This is a genomic window from Thermosediminibacter oceani DSM 16646, from assembly GCF_000144645.1.
Lineage (GTDB): Bacteria > Bacillota > Thermosediminibacteria > Thermosediminibacterales > Thermosediminibacteraceae > Thermosediminibacter > Thermosediminibacter oceani.
Window position 1 is genome coordinate 2266004 of the sequence record NC_014377.1, and the last position, 14032, is coordinate 2280035.

Consider the following 14032-nt stretch of genomic DNA (forward strand, 5'->3'; position numbering starts at 1 on the left):
TTTTTCATCTCCCCTGATTCCTGAAATTATCGGCTGCTTAAAGAGATCTCTCTTAAAGCTTCCAGGGCCCTGTCTATCTCTTCAACGGTGTTGAATACCGAGAAGCTGAACCTGACGGTTCCACGATCTTCGGTGCCTAAAGTCCGGTGAGCCAGGGGGCTGCAGTGGAGCCCCGGGCGAACCTGGATGTCGAACCGGCTGTCCAAAAGGTAGGCAAGCTCCGCCGAATCGAGATTATTAAAATTCAGGGAAATTACGGCACAGCGATCGGCGGCCTTTTCAGGACCGTAAACGGTGACGCCGTCAATTTCTTTAAGGCCTTCTAGAAATCTTTGGGTCAGCTGCTCTTCGTGGTAGCGGATGTTTTTCAGGCCCTTTTTTTTGACAAAGTCGACACCGGCGGCAAGGCCGGCAATTCCCGGTGTATTAAGGGTGCCGCACTCCAGCCTGTCCGGCAGAATTTCGGGCTGCTCCAGTTCTTCGGAAAAACTGCCGGTACCTCCCTGCCTGATGGGAGTAAGCTGCAGCCCCTCCCTGACGTAAAGCCCCCCGGTGCCCTGCGGACCGTAGAGGCCCTTATGGCCCGGGAACGCCAGTAAGTCGATGTTCATCCCCTGCACGTCGATGTCCAGCACTCCCGCCGACTGGGCGGCATCCACCAGAAGGAGAATGCCCCTTTCCCGGGCTATTTTTCCGATTTCCCCGACGGGCATTATGGTTCCGGTAACGTTGGAAGCATGGGTTATCGCTATGAGCCGGGTATTGGGCTTTATGGCCTTCACTACATCGTCGGGATCCAGAGACCCGTCGGTGCCGCACCTTACGATATCCCATTCCACTCCGGATTTCGTCAGGGCGAAGATCGGTCTTGCCACCGAGTTGTGCTCCATGGAAGTGGTTATTACGTGGTCACCGGGCTTGAGTACACCCTTTATGGCGGTGTTTAGAGCATCGGTGGCGTTCATGGTGAAAACTATATTCGTCGGACTTTCAGCGTTGAAAAATTCGGCCAGGGTTTCCCTCGCCTCGTACACCAAGCGTGCGGCGGCCAGAGCCATCCTGTGGCCGCTGCGGCCCGGGTTCCCGCCGAAATTTCTCATGGCATCTTCCACGGCCCTGTAAACCTCTTCGGGCTTGGGCCAGGTTGTGGCCGCATTATCAAAATATATCATGGTATAGCACCTCTTTTGTGGAATCAATAATTACTTTACCATAAAAAAGTATCTGCGAAAAGACCCTTCGCAGATACAAAGTACCAAAGAAAATAAAAGATTTTTTTATAAAGGCCCGGTCCAGGGCGTCATGCGGTCTCTTTTATATACGGTGGCAGTTTTCTCCCCAGACTCTTTACCAGGTCCACCGCCCACTGCAGCGTTACGACCGCTTTGTTGGAGTATATCTCGTAGGATTTTCTGAAAGCGGTCGGGGTGAAATTCACCATTATCACGTTGGCTCCCGAAAGGAGTCCTCTTTTTAGTCCATCCGGCGATAGGGTGGCCATAGCGGTCGTCGATGGTATGAAGACGTGTTTAAGCACCAGCCGGGCTACGGCCACCATCTTTAGGGACATCAAAAGGTCGCCCGGCGGCAAGTTCTCAAAGGGCGTGTTTCTGGCGGGGAGGAAAGGCCCCAACCCCACCATGTTTATACCCATATCTCTCAAAAAGACGATATCCTCCGCCAGGTGCTCGGGCCGCTGGCCCGGGAGTCCCACTATGCAACCGGAACCCGTGACGTATCCCAGTTCTTTCAGGTCGCGGATGTTTTTTACCCGGACGTCGTAATCGTCATCGGGGTGAGCCAGCTTGAAGACCTCCCGGTTTGCCGACTCTATTCTAAGGAGGTAGTTGTTAGCCCCCGCCTTCCGGAAGGCCTCCAGCTCGTGCCTGGGCCTTTCGCCTATACTCATGGTTATCCTCATGCCGGTCTCGCTTTTTATGCCCCTGAGGATTTCGACCATTTTTTCCTCGGTGTACCATGGATCTTCACCGGATTGGAGTATCACTGTGGAAAGGCCCAGCTTCCTCATTTCAACGGCCGCTTTTATGATTTCTTCCGGCGTCATTCGGTAGCGTAGCAAACTGGTGTTTGCTCGACGCAGGCCGCAGTAGTTGCAATTCTTTCTGCAGTAATTCGAAAATTCTATGCCCCCCCTTATGTCCACTACATCCCCCACGGTCTTCTGCCTCATCTTGTCCCCTGCCGCCAGTAGAGCCTCCACCTCTAACGGGTTTTCCGAAGCCAAAAGGCGTTCTATCTCTTTTAGGGAGAGGTCCTGGCCGGCCTCTATTTTTTTGATTAGACCGGCGAAATCCTCCCCAACCCTTCCGTCCTCGGGAAGAAGGTTTTCTACCTTAAAAGGCTCGAACTCATAGATACCCGTGTATTGCACCTTTTCGCTGCTCAGTATAGCCTCGGCCTCCTGCTTCATCTCCGAAGGGATGACGATAGCGGTAGTGCAGAGCCGGCCGTATTTTTTCGGAGTCGGTATGAGGCGGACGGGTATACCCGCCGTCCTCAATACCTTCTCACCCTTAAGCATGTGACTTGTCGTCGAGCATACTATAATGTGTTCCGACATGGCATTCACCTTTAAAAGAACAGGTCTCTTTCGCCCTGTTCGATTCTTGCCAGCCTCTCTTCGGTCTTTTGCTTTACGGTAGGATTAGGGATATCTTCGAGGCTCTTTTTTATAACCTTTTCTCCCAGTTCCTTTAGCCTGGGGTCGGCGTAGTCCATCAGAAATTCTTTAAAGGTAAGGATTGCATTTGGCTGGCAGCAGTTGTGGATATTGCCCGATTTAGCGAGCTGCATGAACCTGTCGCCGGTACGCCCGCTACGGTAGCAGGCGGTACAGTAGCTCGGGAGGTACCCCTGCTCGCACAGGGAAAGCAGAACTTCGTTGGGGGTCCTGTGATCCTCCACCTGGAACTGGGCGTGGGATTCCCGGTTTTTACGGGATATTTCATCGTAATATCCTCCGACTCCGGTGCACGAGCCGGCGCTTATCTGAGAGATACCCACGGAGATTACCTCTTCCCTGAAGTCGGGGCGCTCCCTGGTAGACAGAATCATTCCGGTATAGGGCACCGCCAAGCGCACTATGGCGACTATCTTTTTGAAATCCCGGTCGGATACCAGGTACGGGAAGTCCTTTACGCTTACGCCCAGAGCCGGCCTAATCCTGGGAAAAGATATGGTGTGGGGGCCGACGCCGTATTTTTCTTCCAGGTGCTGTGCATGCTGGAGGAGTGCCAGCACCTCGTATTTGTAGTCGTAGAGCCCGAAAAGAACACCCAGCCCCACATCGTCGATACCGCCTTCCATGGCGCGATCCATGGCGGTGGTATGGTAATCGTAGTCACTCTTTGGGCCCGACGGATGCATGTGTTTGTACGTGGGCCTGTGGTAGGTTTCCTGAAAGAGGATGTAGGTTCCTATACCCGCATCCTTTAATTTCCGGTAATTTTCCACCGTGGTGGCCGCTATGTTCACGTTAACCCGGCGGATGCTGCCGTTTTTCAAACGGGTGTCGTAGACGGTCTTGATCACTTCAAGGGTGTATTCTATAGGGCAGTTTACCGGGTCTTCTCCGGCCTCCAGGGCCAGCCGCTTGTGACCCATCTCCTCCAGTATCTCGACTTCGCGCCTAACTTCCTCCATGGTGAGGCGCCGGCGCGGGGTCCTGTTATCCCTCCTGTAACCGCAGTAGCGGCAGTTATTTACGCAGTAGTCGCTGTAGTAGAGGGGTGCAAAGATCACTATTCTGTTGCCGTAAATCCTGTCTTTTATTTCCCTGCCAATGGCGTACATTTCCTCCAGCAACTCGTCATCTTCGCAGTGCAAAAGGGCTGCCACATCTTCCAAGTCGAGGCCCCTCGCTTCCCCGGCTTTTTTGAGGATCTCCCTTATACCATCTCTGGAAACCCTTTTACCGGCCTCCAGTGCGCGGTTTATGGCTTCGTCGTCTATGAAATCGGCCTTCAGTTCCTCCAGGTCCCGGTTTTTACCGATGTAAGGCATAATCCTCTCCCCTTGTTAATGAAGTTTACCAGCGGTCCAAATAAAAAAGCTTTCCCTCCGGGAGGAAAAGCTTTACATGCACGCATACGAGGCCCGCATATTCCCATTCCCTCCCTTCGCTCAGGTAACCCCCTTGCGTCAGGACCGGTTCGATTTAAATTATATTACAATTATACAATTTACCGCCCCATGAAGCAATAACTTTTTTAACAGCCACCGGTGTATATCATGGTACCGAGGCCCATTAAAAAAGTTAGCCGCTCTCTGTCCGGCTTTGGCCGGGCAGGCAGCGGCCAACTTTTCCGTTTCAACGTCAGCTAAGGGCAGCCAATTGGCCCGCTACTTTTCTGAGATTTTCCGCCACCTGTTCCAGCTGTTCGATCCGTCCCACAATCTGTTGGGTTGCACCTGCCTGGCGCTCGGTAACCTGACTTGTTTCCAGTATTCCCCTGGTAATCTCTCCAATCGATCTTTCGATATTTTGCAAAATGCCACCGATTTGCTCAACAGCTCTCGCGCTGTCCTCGGCTAATTTACGGACCTCACCGGCCACAACGGCAAAGCCGCGCCCTTGCTCCCCGGCTCTAGCAGCTTCTATAGCTGCATTAAGCCCCAAAAGGTTGGTCTGAACGGCAACTTTTTTTATAAACCCAAGAACGTCACCCGTATTTTGTACATGGCTCTTTGCACTACCGGCGGATTCGTTTAAGGTGTATCCTTTAAAGGCAAGCTCCTCAGCGCCGAGAGCCAGTTCTCTTGCCGCCCTTGCGATTTCTTTGATGGCATTGTTTAACTCCTCAGCTGTAGCCGCTAATTCCTGTGCCTGGTTATGCAGTTTTATCACCATTTCTTCTTTAGCATTGACCATGGTCATCATCAATCGGGCAGCAAAAGCGTCGATGATGACCGTTTGTTTTTGTTTATGGGTATACAGCAGTTCCTGAACTTTAGAATTTCCCGTCGCTTCGATCACTAAATCCAAGTGCGGTGTCTGTAAGAGCTCAAGACAATCGCGAAAAGTTGTGATCCCTTTTTCCTTAGCCAGTTTTATACCAGGAGCGTTTTCGTCAATATCGGCGATCCCGACAATTCGCACATCCGGAAGTTCATAAATCGCCTTGAGAATCGCTGTACCACCTTTGCCAGCACCAACAATCCCCAGGTTAATCGTAATACTCCCTCCCCCAAGCTGGACTCGGTTGAAAGTTTCACGTGAAACATTATCCTTTTTTGGTAGTAAATTTTAAGAACCTATAATAATCTCCAGAATCCTCTCTAATTCGTCTTCTGAGTAAAATTCTATTTCAATCCTTCCTTTTCTCTCACTCCCCTTTACCCTGACTTTTGTGCCAAGGACCTTCTGGAGCTGTTCGGTCACATGCAAAAGGGCGGGATTTATCTCTTCTCCCCTTCCTTTTTCGCGCTTTTTACCCGCTTTCAGCGCCACCGTCTTCGCTATTTCTTCCGTTTCCCTCACGGATATGTTCTCTTCCGTTATTCTCCTCGCTATTTTCATCCTTTCCCGAGGGTCATCGACGGCTAACAGCGCTCTGGCGTGTCCTGCCGTGAGACGTCCTTGTTTAATCATCTGCTGGATTTCCGGCTCCAGGTTCAGGAGCCTAACCGTGTTTGCTATCTGCGATCTGCTTTTACCGATCCTGGCCGCCAGCTCTTCCTGGGTCATCCCGAATTCTTCCATAAGCCTTTTATAGGCCGCCGCTTCTTCAAGGGGGTTCAGGTCTTCCCTCTGCAGGTTCTCTATCAGGGCTATCTGCATCACTTCCGCATCGGTCAGTTCCTTCACTACTGCCGGAATTTTATCGATGCCCGCTATCCTGGCCGCTCTCCAGCGCCTCTCACCTGCTACAATTTCATATCCGTTCTTCACCTTTCGGAGTATTACCGGTTGGAGGACACCGTGTTCTTTTATCGAAGCCGCCAACTCGCTCAGCTTTTCGTCATCGAAGGCCTTCCGCGGCTGGTGCTCGTTGGGCCGTATTTCGCTTATGCTGATCTCCTGAATGTTTTTTTCGTCGGTCTTTTCGTCCATCATTGGTATAAGGGCCCCGAGCCCCCTTCCCAGCCCCTTTTTAGTCAATTCCCAACACCTCCTTGGCCAATTCCATATACACCTCTGCCCCTCTTGACCTGGAATCGTAGACAATAATCGGCTTGCCGTGGCTGGGAGCCTCGCTCAACCTGACGTTCCTCGGAATTATCGTCCTATACACCTTGTCCTTAAAAAACTTTTTTACCTCTTCCACCACCTGTATGGACAGGTTGGTCCTGGCGTCGAACATGGTCAGCAGGACGCCCTCCACCTCCAGGCCTTTGTTCAGGTGTTTTTTAACCAGATTGATGGTATTCATCAACTGCCCCAATCCTTCCAAGGCGTAGTACTCGCACTGGATGGGCACCAGCACCGTGTCGGCCGCCGTGAGGGCGTTGAGCGTGAGCAATCCCAGGGATGGTGGGCAGTCGATCAATATGAAGTCATATTCTTGCTTTACTTCCTCCAGGGCATTCTTCAGTTTGTATTCCCGCGATATGGCCATCACCAGCTCTATTTCCGCCCCCGCCAGCTGTATGTTGGATGGAAGGAGGTATAGATTTTCGTAACGGGTCTTCACGATGTTGTCCTTTATGCTCTCTTCGTTTATCAGGACGTTGTATACGGATTCGCCCACCGTGGTCTTATCAACTCCTATACCGCTGGTGGTATTGCCCTGGGGGTCGATATCAACCAGCAGTATACGCTTTCCAAGAGACGCAAGGCACGCGCCCAGGTTTATCGCCGTGGTGGTCTTCCCTACACCGCCCTTTTGATTTGCTATAGCTATTATCCTGGACATTTTACCACTCCCGAAAAACCGTTTTCACCTGCGTATGGCTACGGCGTTTATTATAATCATTTCTTTTTTTAGTTACTTTTTCCTTCTATTACTTGCAAAAAAAAAATAGTTCATCACCTTTTCGGGATCTGAACTACCATTTCTATGTAATCGCCTCTATCGAATTCTTGGTAATCTACTTTGAAGCCGGTCTCCTTGATGGTGTTTACCAGCTTCTTTACCGAATTTACAAAAATCCTTATGTCCTTTATGGCTATCTTTAAAGTTTTTTTCCTCTTTGTATCGGTTTTCGCCTGTATCTTTTCAAGGGTCTTGTCCACCAGTTCCTCGGTCTGCCGCACGTTCAACCCCTTTTCGACCACCTTATTCAGAACCTCTCTTTGGAGTTTTTCATCGGGCAGCTTTAGCAGGGCTCTGGCGTGCCTTTCTGTCAAATTTTCCCGGGAAATAACTTTCAAAATATCTTCCGGCATCTTCAGCAGCCGAACCTTGTTGGCTATGGTGGACTGGCTCTTTCCCAGCCGCTCCGCCAGCTGCTCCTGGGTGAGCCCGTGCTCGTACATCAACTGCCTGTACCCCTCGGCTTCCTCCAAAAAACTCAAGTTCTCCCTCTGCAGGTTTTCTATCAGCGCTATAATGGCCGTATCGGTTTCTTTGGTATCGCGGACAATCGCAGGTATCTCTTTGAGACCCGCCTTCTGGCAGGCCCTCCACCTTCTTTCGCCGGCTATCAGTTCGTATAAATTTTTCCCCACGCGCCTTACCACTATGGGCTGAAGTACCCCGTATACCTTTATCGAATCGGTCAGCTCCCTGAGCGACTCGTCGTCGAAATTTTTCCTGGGCTGATATGGATTGGGCTTGATGGCATCCACCGGGATATTGATCACTTCACTCTTCCTGTCCCCCCACACAGATAACCACCGCCTCATATATTTTTTAATTTTATTATTCTATACTGTTATCTAATCTCCTTCTTTTTCTATGGAAATTTTTAGATGTATTGGCTTTTTTTGTGGCATTCCCGGCCGTCGGGGAAATTTCTCGGGAGTATTTTTTATTTTTTCTACGACTATAAGGTGCCTTTTTATACCCCCCGGCAGCTCATAGGGAATTACATTTCCAATCCTCCCGCCCAGGATATCTGCGGCGCCAAGGGCTTCTTCGATTTCCGATCCCGGGTCTTCGCCCTTCATAGCGATAAAAATGCCCCCTACCTTCACCAGGGGCAGGCAAAGCTCCACCAGCGTATTTAGACCTGAGACGGCCCGCGCAACGGCGGCGTCGTACATTTCCCGGTAACCGCCGCTTTTTGCGGCTTCTTCCGCCCGCGCACATAGAACATCTGTTCTTTGTAACCCCAGCTTTTTAACCGCATGCTTCAAAAACTCCGTTTTTTTTCTGCTGGAGTCCATAAGCAGCACTACTAAGTCCTGCCTCATTATCTTTACCGGTACACCCGGAAAGCCGGCCCCGGTGCCGACATCCACCAGTTTTGCCCCCGAGTGAAAGTCTATTTTTTTCAATATAATAAGAGAATCTATGATGTGTTTTACTATAAATTGCTCCTCGTCCACAATAGCTGTAAGGTTTATCCTTTTATTCCATTCCACTATCTCGTCTTTAAAAATTCCGAGCAATTTCGCCTTTTCCGGGTCTATTTCTATTCCGCATTCCCCGGCCAGCTTTACGAGTTTTTCTACAAAATTACCGCTCATTTTTCCCTCCGTCTTTTTTCCGATTCCAGGTATATCAATAGAATGGTTATATCAGCGGGGTTTACACCGGAAATCCTTGAAGCCTGGCCGATCGAAGCCGGCCGAATTTTCTTCAGCTTTTCCCTCGCCTCGGTCCGGAGCCCGTGAATTTTATCGTAATCAATGTCATCGGGGATGCGCTTATTTTCCATCTTCCTGAAATTTTCCACCTGCTTCAGCTGGCGCTTTATATACCCGTCGTACGCCGTCATTATCTCAACCTGCTCTATAACTTCCGGAGGAAGTTCAGGTCTTTCCGGGTCCAGGGCTTTCAGTGCCGCGTAATCGATTTCCGGCCTCTTTAGGATGTCTTCCAGAGTGGCCGGTGTTGCAAGAGGTGCCGTACCTATTTCCTCCAGAGCCTTGTTTACTTCAGCGGTTGGCGTAATTTTAGTTGAGCGCAGCCTTTCTATTTCTTCCTCGATCATTTTCTTTTTTTTCAGGAACCGCTCGTATCTTTCTTCGCTGATAAGCCCCACCCGGTAACCTATTTCCGTCAACCGCATATCGGCGTTATCGTGCCTCAAAAGCAGCCGGTATTCGGCTCTGGATGTGAGCATGCGGTACGGTTCGTCGGTGCCTTTGGTCACCAGGTCGTCGATCAATACGCCGATATAGGCGTCGGACCTTCCGAGTACCAAAGACTCCCTTTCCTTCAGCTTTAAAGCGGCGTTTATGCCGGCAATCAGGCCCTGGGCTGCCGCTTCTTCGTAACCGGAAGTGCCGTTTATCTGCCCGGCCATGTAAAGGCCCTCAATTTCCTTGGTCTCCAGGGTCAGTTTCAGTTGGGTCGGTATCACATAGTCGTACTCGATGGCGTATCCCGGCCGCATCATCTTCACGTTTTCGAGGCCCCTTATAGTCCTCAAAAGCTCCACCTGTACGTCTTCGGGGAGGCTTGTGGAAACGCCCTGCAGGTACATCTCGCAGGTGTTTTCGCCCTCCGGCTCCACGAACACCTGGTGGGATTCCTTTTCTGGGAAGTTGACTATTTTCACTTCTATGCTGGGACAGTACCTGGGGCCTACCCCCTTAATATCTCCCGTGTAAAGCGGTGCCCTGTAGAGGTTCTTCCTGATTATCTCGTGGGTCTTCTCGTTGGTGTAGGTCAGCCAGCACGAAATCTGCGGCCTTTTTATGGATTCGGTTTCATAGGAGAAGGGGATGATTACCTCGTCTCCCGGCTGTTCAATCATTTTGGAAAAATCGATGGAATCCCTGTGTACCCGAGGAGGCGTTCCGGTTTTGAACCTCCCCAGCTCGAAACCCAGCGCTTCAAGGCATTTTGAAAGCTCGTTGGCGGGAAAAAGACCGTTGGGTCCTCCGCTGTAACTCACGTCGCCGATGATTATCCTGCCCCTCAGGTACACGCCTGTCGTCAAAATTACAGCCCGGGCATAGTACACCCCTCCCGTCTTGGTGACGACACCCTTTACCCGTCCACCCTCCACCAGGACCCTAACCACTTCTCCCTGGACGATGTCGAGGTTTTGTTGCTTTTCCAGGGTGTACTTCATGGAAAACTGGTATGCCTTTTTGTCGGCCTGAGCCCTCAAAGCCCTCACGGCGGGACCTTTTTTTGTATTCAGGAGCCGCATCTGTATCAGAGTCTTATCAATATTTTTCCCCATTTCCCCGCCGAGGGCGTCTATTTCGCGCACCAGGTGCCCCTTGGCAGGCCCCCCGATGGATGGATTGCACGGCATTAAAGCAATGCTATCCAGATTTATTGCAAAAACCACGGTCTTCATTCCCAGGCGGGCCGAAGCCAGGGCAGCCTCGCAACCTGCGTGTCCGGCTCCTACTACGGCCACATCGTAATAACCTGCGGTGTACTCCATTCCGATCACCCTCATTTGCCTATGCAGAAGTTTTCAAAAATAGCGTTGACCACGTCTTCCCGCACCGTATCTCCGGTTATCTCGCCGAGGCGCTCCCACGCTTCCCTCACTTCCATGGCCACCATCTCCATGGGAATTCCGGATGAAAGCGCACTTTCAGCCCTTTCTAGTGCCTCCACTGCATTCTTTACAGCCTGGCTGTGCCTTGCCCTTGTTACAATAACGCCTTCATCTACGGGACCTATCTCTTCGGTGACCGCCCTGTATATGGCTTCCTTCAGCTCCTCGATCCCTTTTTCCCGTAGAGCCGATACCCTTATCAACGGCTTTCCGGGAAAAGCCGATTTTACCTCATCCACACTCAGCTTTTCGGGAAGATCGGTCTTATTTAAGACCACTATTACGAACTTATCCTTTACCAGTTCCATTATCGCGCGGTCCTCTTCCCTCAACTCATCGGAGGCGTCCAACATCAAAAGCACCAGTTCCGCTTCTTTTAACGACTCCAGAGCCCTTTCTACGCCGATCTTCTCAACTGCGTCGCAAGTTTCTCTAATCCCGGCTGTATCCACTATCTTCACCGGTATGCCGTTAATATTCAGGTACTCCTCGATTATATCCCTGGTGGTCCCCGGGATGTCGGTGACTATAGCCCTCTTTTCCCTGAGCAGGGAATTTAAAAGCGAAGATTTACCGACGTTAGGCCTCCCGAGGATTACGGTGGAAAGCCCCTCCCGCATAATCTTCCCTGCCTGGGCTTTTTTCAAAAGCTCCTCCAGCTCCACCCGGATACCCCGGATATCTTCTCTTATTGTGTCGGGGTCGGCTTCCGGTATATCATCCTCCGGGAAATCTATATTGGCTTCTATATGGGCGATAATCCGGAGAATCCTTTGTCTCACTTCCCGGATCCTTTCCGAAAGACCTCCCTTTAACTGGTTTACAGCCACGTTAAGCGCCCGGTCGGTCTTGGCCCGTATGATGTCTATAACCGCTTCGGCCTGGGAAAGGTCAATCCTGCCGTTTAAAAATGCTCTCTTGGTAAATTCTCCGGGTTCCGCAACCCTCGCACCGCGGCCCAACACCACTTCCAGGATCCGGCGCTGAACGGTGAAACCTCCGTGACAGTTTATCTCAACCATATTTTCCCTCGTGTAAGTAAAGGGGGCCTTGTATTTAACGAGCAGCACCTCATCGATTACCTCGCCGCTTCCCGGATCGACTATGCTGCCCAGGTACATGGTCCTGGGCTTCATCTCCGAAGGATCTATATTTTTTTTGGGGCGGAATATCTCGCTTGCTATACGGAAGGAATCTTCTCCGCTTATCCTCACTATACCGATACTACCTTCACCCAGCGGCGTTGAAATAGCGGCTATGGTATCCCCGGTCATACTCATAAAATCTCCTCCACCTATAATATATCCTCCTGTCATCTGACAGGAGGATATTTCGGCGAAATTATTACTCTCCTATAGGGTTCTTCGCCCTCGCTGTGGGTTTTTACCCAATCGTCGCCCTGGAGCGCGTTGTGTATAATCTTCCTCTCGTTGGGCGGCATCGGCTCGAGGGCAATGCTCTTTTTAGTCTCTTTAACCCTTCTTGCAATCTTTAAGGCCAGCTCCTTTAGGGTTTTTTCCCTCTTTTCCCTGTACCCTTCCACGTCCAGGATTATCCTCTTGTAGCCCGTATCGTTCTTATTGGCCACAAGCCCGGTCAAATACTGGAGTGCGTTCAGCGTTGTGCCGTGCTTTCCTATAAGTATGCCCATATTATTTCCTTTTATTTCGATCCTGCACATGCCGTCCTCTTCGTGCACCAGGTTCATGACGGGGTCCAGTTTAAGTATCTTCATAAGGCCTTTTAGAAATTCCAGCGCTTTTTCTTCGGGCTTTTCCTTTAGGGTCACCCTAACCCTCGCCATCCTAGAGAGCAGACCGAACAACCCCCTGCTGCCCTCCTCCAGCACTTCCACTTCCACTTCGTCCTTTTTGGCGTTCAACTCCTTTAACGCCAGTTCCAGAGCTTCGTCTACCGTCCTTCCCTGCTTTTCTACGGTCTTCATATTACTTTACTTCCTCCTTAACAGAGGCTGTGGAGCGCATTATTATAACCTGTTGTAATATCTGTATCAGGTTACTTACTACCCAGTAAAGCGCAAGGCCCGACGGGAATTTTAAGGCCATCCATCCTATAACAGCGGACATAATGAGGTTCATCGAGCTTTGCGGGTTGTCCGGGTTTTGAGGCATTCCTATTTTAGACGATACGTAGGTGGTCACCGCAGCCAGGAGCGGCAGTACAAATGTCCTGTCGGGAGCACCCAGGTCGGCTATCCACAGGAAACCTTCATTCCCGAAGTTATGATGCTGCAGCAGGCTGAAAAGCGCTATTATAAACGGGAACTGTATGAGAAGCGGAAGACAACCCCCCATGGGGTTCACTTTGTTTTCCTGGTAGAGCTTCAACAGTTCTCTGTTGAGTTTTTCCTTGTCGTTCTTGTATTTTTCCTGGAGCTTTTTCTGCAACGGTGCTATCTCCTGCATCTTTTTTATCGACTGAAATTGTTGAAAACTAAAAGGCAGTAAAACCAGCTTTATAAGTGCTGTCAAAACAATTATGGCAACGCCGTAGCTTTTCGTATATAGGAATAAAAAATCCAGTATCTGTTTCAAAACGCCCTCTAATAATGCCATTTAAGCGCTCCCCCTTAATTTATCAAACCTATTTTTTCTATTATTTACTATTTTTTACTGCGGTTATTCGACCGGATCGTAGCCACCGGGGTGCAAGGGGTGGCATTTTAATATTCTCTTTATAGCCTTTATACCTCCTCGGAAAGCCCCGTACTTTTCAATCGAAAGCCTTGCGTATTCCGAACAGGAGGGATAAAACCTGCACGTCCGCGGCTTTAGCGGCGAGATTACTTTCTGGTAAAAAATTATCGAAGTAATAAGTAATTTTTTAATTAACATCGTTCCCAGTCCAGAGGTTCAATTTTTTCAAAAGGTATATCAAACTTCTTTTTATCTCGTTAAAGTCGGCTTCCCTTGCATCTTCTTTTACCGAAACCACGATGTCGTAACCTTTTTTCACGTTTTCCATATTCGTCCTGAAAGCTTCCCTTATCCGCCGTTTGATCCTGTTCCTAACAACGCTTTTTCCAGTTTTCTTTCTAACCGATATTCCCAGTCTTGAATACCCGAGCTGGTTTTCTTTTGCGTACATGCTAAAAAGAGGGCATCCCGCTCGCCTACCCTTTTTGTAGACCCGCATAAATTCGAAATTTTTTGTTAATCTGAAGCACTTTTTCAACCTGTAACTGCCCTCCGAAAATCTGGAATAAGGCCGCTTTTTGTAACAGTGCGGCCCTATGCTGTTAACCTCTTTCTTCCCTTCAGTCTTCTTCTTTTTATCACATTTCTTCCGCTCTTCGTGCTCATTCTCTTTCTGAAACCGTGCACCTTTTTCCTGTACCTTTTTCTCGGCTGGTATGTCTGTTTCAAGACTTCACCCCCTCAGGACTGAAAACTAAATAGATTATAGCCTATAATATTAA

15 protein-coding genes are annotated in these 14032 nt (G+C 50.0%); all 15 read right to left on the reverse strand.

The window, feature by feature from the left end; all coding sequences use genetic code 11:
* Positions 1 to 26 precede the first annotated feature (26 nt).
* Positions 27 to 1172, reverse strand: a complete 1146-nt coding sequence (locus tag TOCE_RS11460) for an aminotransferase class V-fold PLP-dependent enzyme (protein WP_013276985.1) — start codon at positions 1170 to 1172, stop codon at positions 27 to 29.
* Positions 1173 to 1300: 128 nt separating this feature from the next.
* Positions 1301 to 2581: a [FeFe] hydrogenase H-cluster radical SAM maturase HydE gene (hydE, locus tag TOCE_RS11465; RefSeq protein ID WP_013276986.1), complete on the reverse strand. Its 1281-nt coding sequence runs from the start codon at positions 2579 to 2581 to the stop codon at positions 1301 to 1303.
* Positions 2582 to 2592: 11 nt separating this feature from the next.
* On the reverse strand, positions 2593 to 4023 hold the full coding sequence (hydG, locus tag TOCE_RS11470; protein WP_013276987.1) for a [FeFe] hydrogenase H-cluster radical SAM maturase HydG: 1431 nt from the start codon (positions 4021 to 4023) through the stop codon (positions 2593 to 2595).
* 313 nt (positions 4024 to 4336) lie between these two features.
* Positions 4337 to 5197, reverse strand: coding sequence for a methyl-accepting chemotaxis protein (locus tag TOCE_RS12810; protein ID WP_013276988.1), 861 nt, complete (start codon positions 5195 to 5197; stop codon positions 4337 to 4339).
* Between the two features lie 69 nt (positions 5198 to 5266).
* Positions 5267 to 6121, reverse strand: a complete 855-nt coding sequence (locus TOCE_RS11480; RefSeq protein WP_013276989.1) for a ParB/RepB/Spo0J family partition protein — start codon at positions 6119 to 6121, stop codon at positions 5267 to 5269.
* Positions 6114 to 6875 (reverse strand): ParA family protein, encoded by a 762-nt coding sequence (locus TOCE_RS11485; protein ID WP_013276990.1) that lies wholly within the window; start codon positions 6873 to 6875, stop codon positions 6114 to 6116. Before TOCE_RS11485 ends, TOCE_RS11480 begins: the two co-directional genes overlap by 8 nt.
* Positions 6876 to 6988: 113 nt before the next feature.
* The gene (gene noc, locus TOCE_RS11490) at positions 6989 to 7807 is read right to left on the reverse strand and encodes a nucleoid occlusion protein (RefSeq protein ID WP_041423958.1); all 819 of its coding nucleotides are present in this window, start codon (positions 7805 to 7807) and stop codon (positions 6989 to 6991) included.
* Between the two features lie 33 nt (positions 7808 to 7840).
* Positions 7841 to 8593 (reverse strand): 16S rRNA (guanine(527)-N(7))-methyltransferase RsmG, encoded by a 753-nt coding sequence (gene rsmG, locus TOCE_RS11495; RefSeq protein WP_013276992.1) that lies wholly within the window; start codon positions 8591 to 8593, stop codon positions 7841 to 7843.
* Positions 8590 to 10473, reverse strand: coding sequence for a tRNA uridine-5-carboxymethylaminomethyl(34) synthesis enzyme MnmG (gene mnmG / locus TOCE_RS11500; RefSeq protein WP_013276993.1), 1884 nt, complete (start codon positions 10471 to 10473; stop codon positions 8590 to 8592). The genes rsmG and mnmG overlap by 4 nt, the downstream gene beginning before the upstream one ends.
* An 11-nt stretch (positions 10474 to 10484) precedes the next feature.
* Positions 10485 to 11867: a tRNA uridine-5-carboxymethylaminomethyl(34) synthesis GTPase MnmE gene (gene mnmE, locus TOCE_RS11505; RefSeq protein ID WP_041424279.1), complete on the reverse strand. Its 1383-nt coding sequence runs from the start codon at positions 11865 to 11867 to the stop codon at positions 10485 to 10487.
* A 38-nt stretch (positions 11868 to 11905) separates the two neighbouring features.
* Positions 11906 to 12538 carry an RNA-binding cell elongation regulator Jag/EloR gene (gene jag / locus TOCE_RS11510; RefSeq protein WP_013276995.1) on the reverse strand — a complete coding sequence of 211 codons (633 nt, stop codon included), beginning with the start codon at positions 12536 to 12538 and terminating at the stop codon, positions 11906 to 11908.
* A 1-nt stretch (position 12539) separates the two neighbouring features.
* Positions 12540 to 13169 (reverse strand): YidC/Oxa1 family membrane protein insertase, encoded by a 630-nt coding sequence (locus TOCE_RS11515; RefSeq protein WP_013276996.1) that lies wholly within the window; start codon positions 13167 to 13169, stop codon positions 12540 to 12542.
* Between the two features lie 63 nt (positions 13170 to 13232).
* The gene (gene yidD, locus TOCE_RS11520) at positions 13233 to 13448 is read right to left on the reverse strand and encodes a membrane protein insertion efficiency factor YidD (protein ID WP_013276997.1); all 216 of its coding nucleotides are present in this window, start codon (positions 13446 to 13448) and stop codon (positions 13233 to 13235) included.
* Entirely contained in the window at positions 13438 to 13788 is a 351-nt protein-coding gene (gene rnpA / locus TOCE_RS11525) for a ribonuclease P protein component (RefSeq protein ID WP_013276998.1), read from the reverse strand. Before rnpA ends, yidD begins: the two co-directional genes overlap by 11 nt.
* A 56-nt stretch (positions 13789 to 13844) precedes the next feature.
* Positions 13845 to 13979, reverse strand: a complete 135-nt coding sequence (rpmH, locus tag TOCE_RS11530) for a 50S ribosomal protein L34 (RefSeq protein WP_013276999.1) — start codon at positions 13977 to 13979, stop codon at positions 13845 to 13847.
* Positions 13980 to 14032: the final 53 nt, after the last annotated feature.

Excerpts from the sequence above, each read along its gene's own strand:
- rsmG (WP_013276992.1), bottom strand. The coding sequence starts at position 8,593 with ATGAGCGGTAATTTTGTAGAAAAACTCGTAAAGCTGGCCGGGGAATGC.
- mnmG (WP_013276993.1), bottom strand. The coding sequence starts at position 10,473 with ATGGAGTACACCGCAGGTTATTACGATGTGGCCGTAGTAGGAGCCGGA.
- TOCE_RS11485 (WP_013276990.1), bottom strand. The coding sequence starts at position 6,875 with ATGTCCAGGATAATAGCTATAGCAAATCAAAAGGGCGGTGTAGGGAAG.
- hydE (WP_013276986.1), bottom strand. The coding sequence starts at position 2,581 with ATGTCGGAACACATTATAGTATGCTCGACGACAAGTCACATGCTTAAG.
- TOCE_RS11515 (WP_013276996.1), bottom strand. The coding sequence starts at position 13,169 with ATGGCATTATTAGAGGGCGTTTTGAAACAGATACTGGATTTTTTATTC.
- TOCE_RS11460 (WP_013276985.1), bottom strand. The coding sequence starts at position 1,172 with ATGATATATTTTGATAATGCGGCCACAACCTGGCCCAAGCCCGAAGAG.
- hydG (WP_013276987.1), bottom strand. The coding sequence starts at position 4,023 with ATGCCTTACATCGGTAAAAACCGGGACCTGGAGGAACTGAAGGCCGAT.
- jag (WP_013276995.1), bottom strand. The coding sequence starts at position 12,538 with ATGAAGACCGTAGAAAAGCAGGGAAGGACGGTAGACGAAGCTCTGGAA.
- noc (WP_041423958.1), bottom strand. The coding sequence starts at position 7,807 with ATGAGGCGGTGGTTATCTGTGTGGGGGGACAGGAAGAGTGAAGTGATC.
- mnmE (WP_041424279.1), bottom strand. The coding sequence starts at position 11,867 with ATGACCGGGGATACCATAGCCGCTATTTCAACGCCGCTGGGTGAAGGT.
- yidD (WP_013276997.1), bottom strand. The coding sequence starts at position 13,448 with ATGTTAATTAAAAAATTACTTATTACTTCGATAATTTTTTACCAGAAA.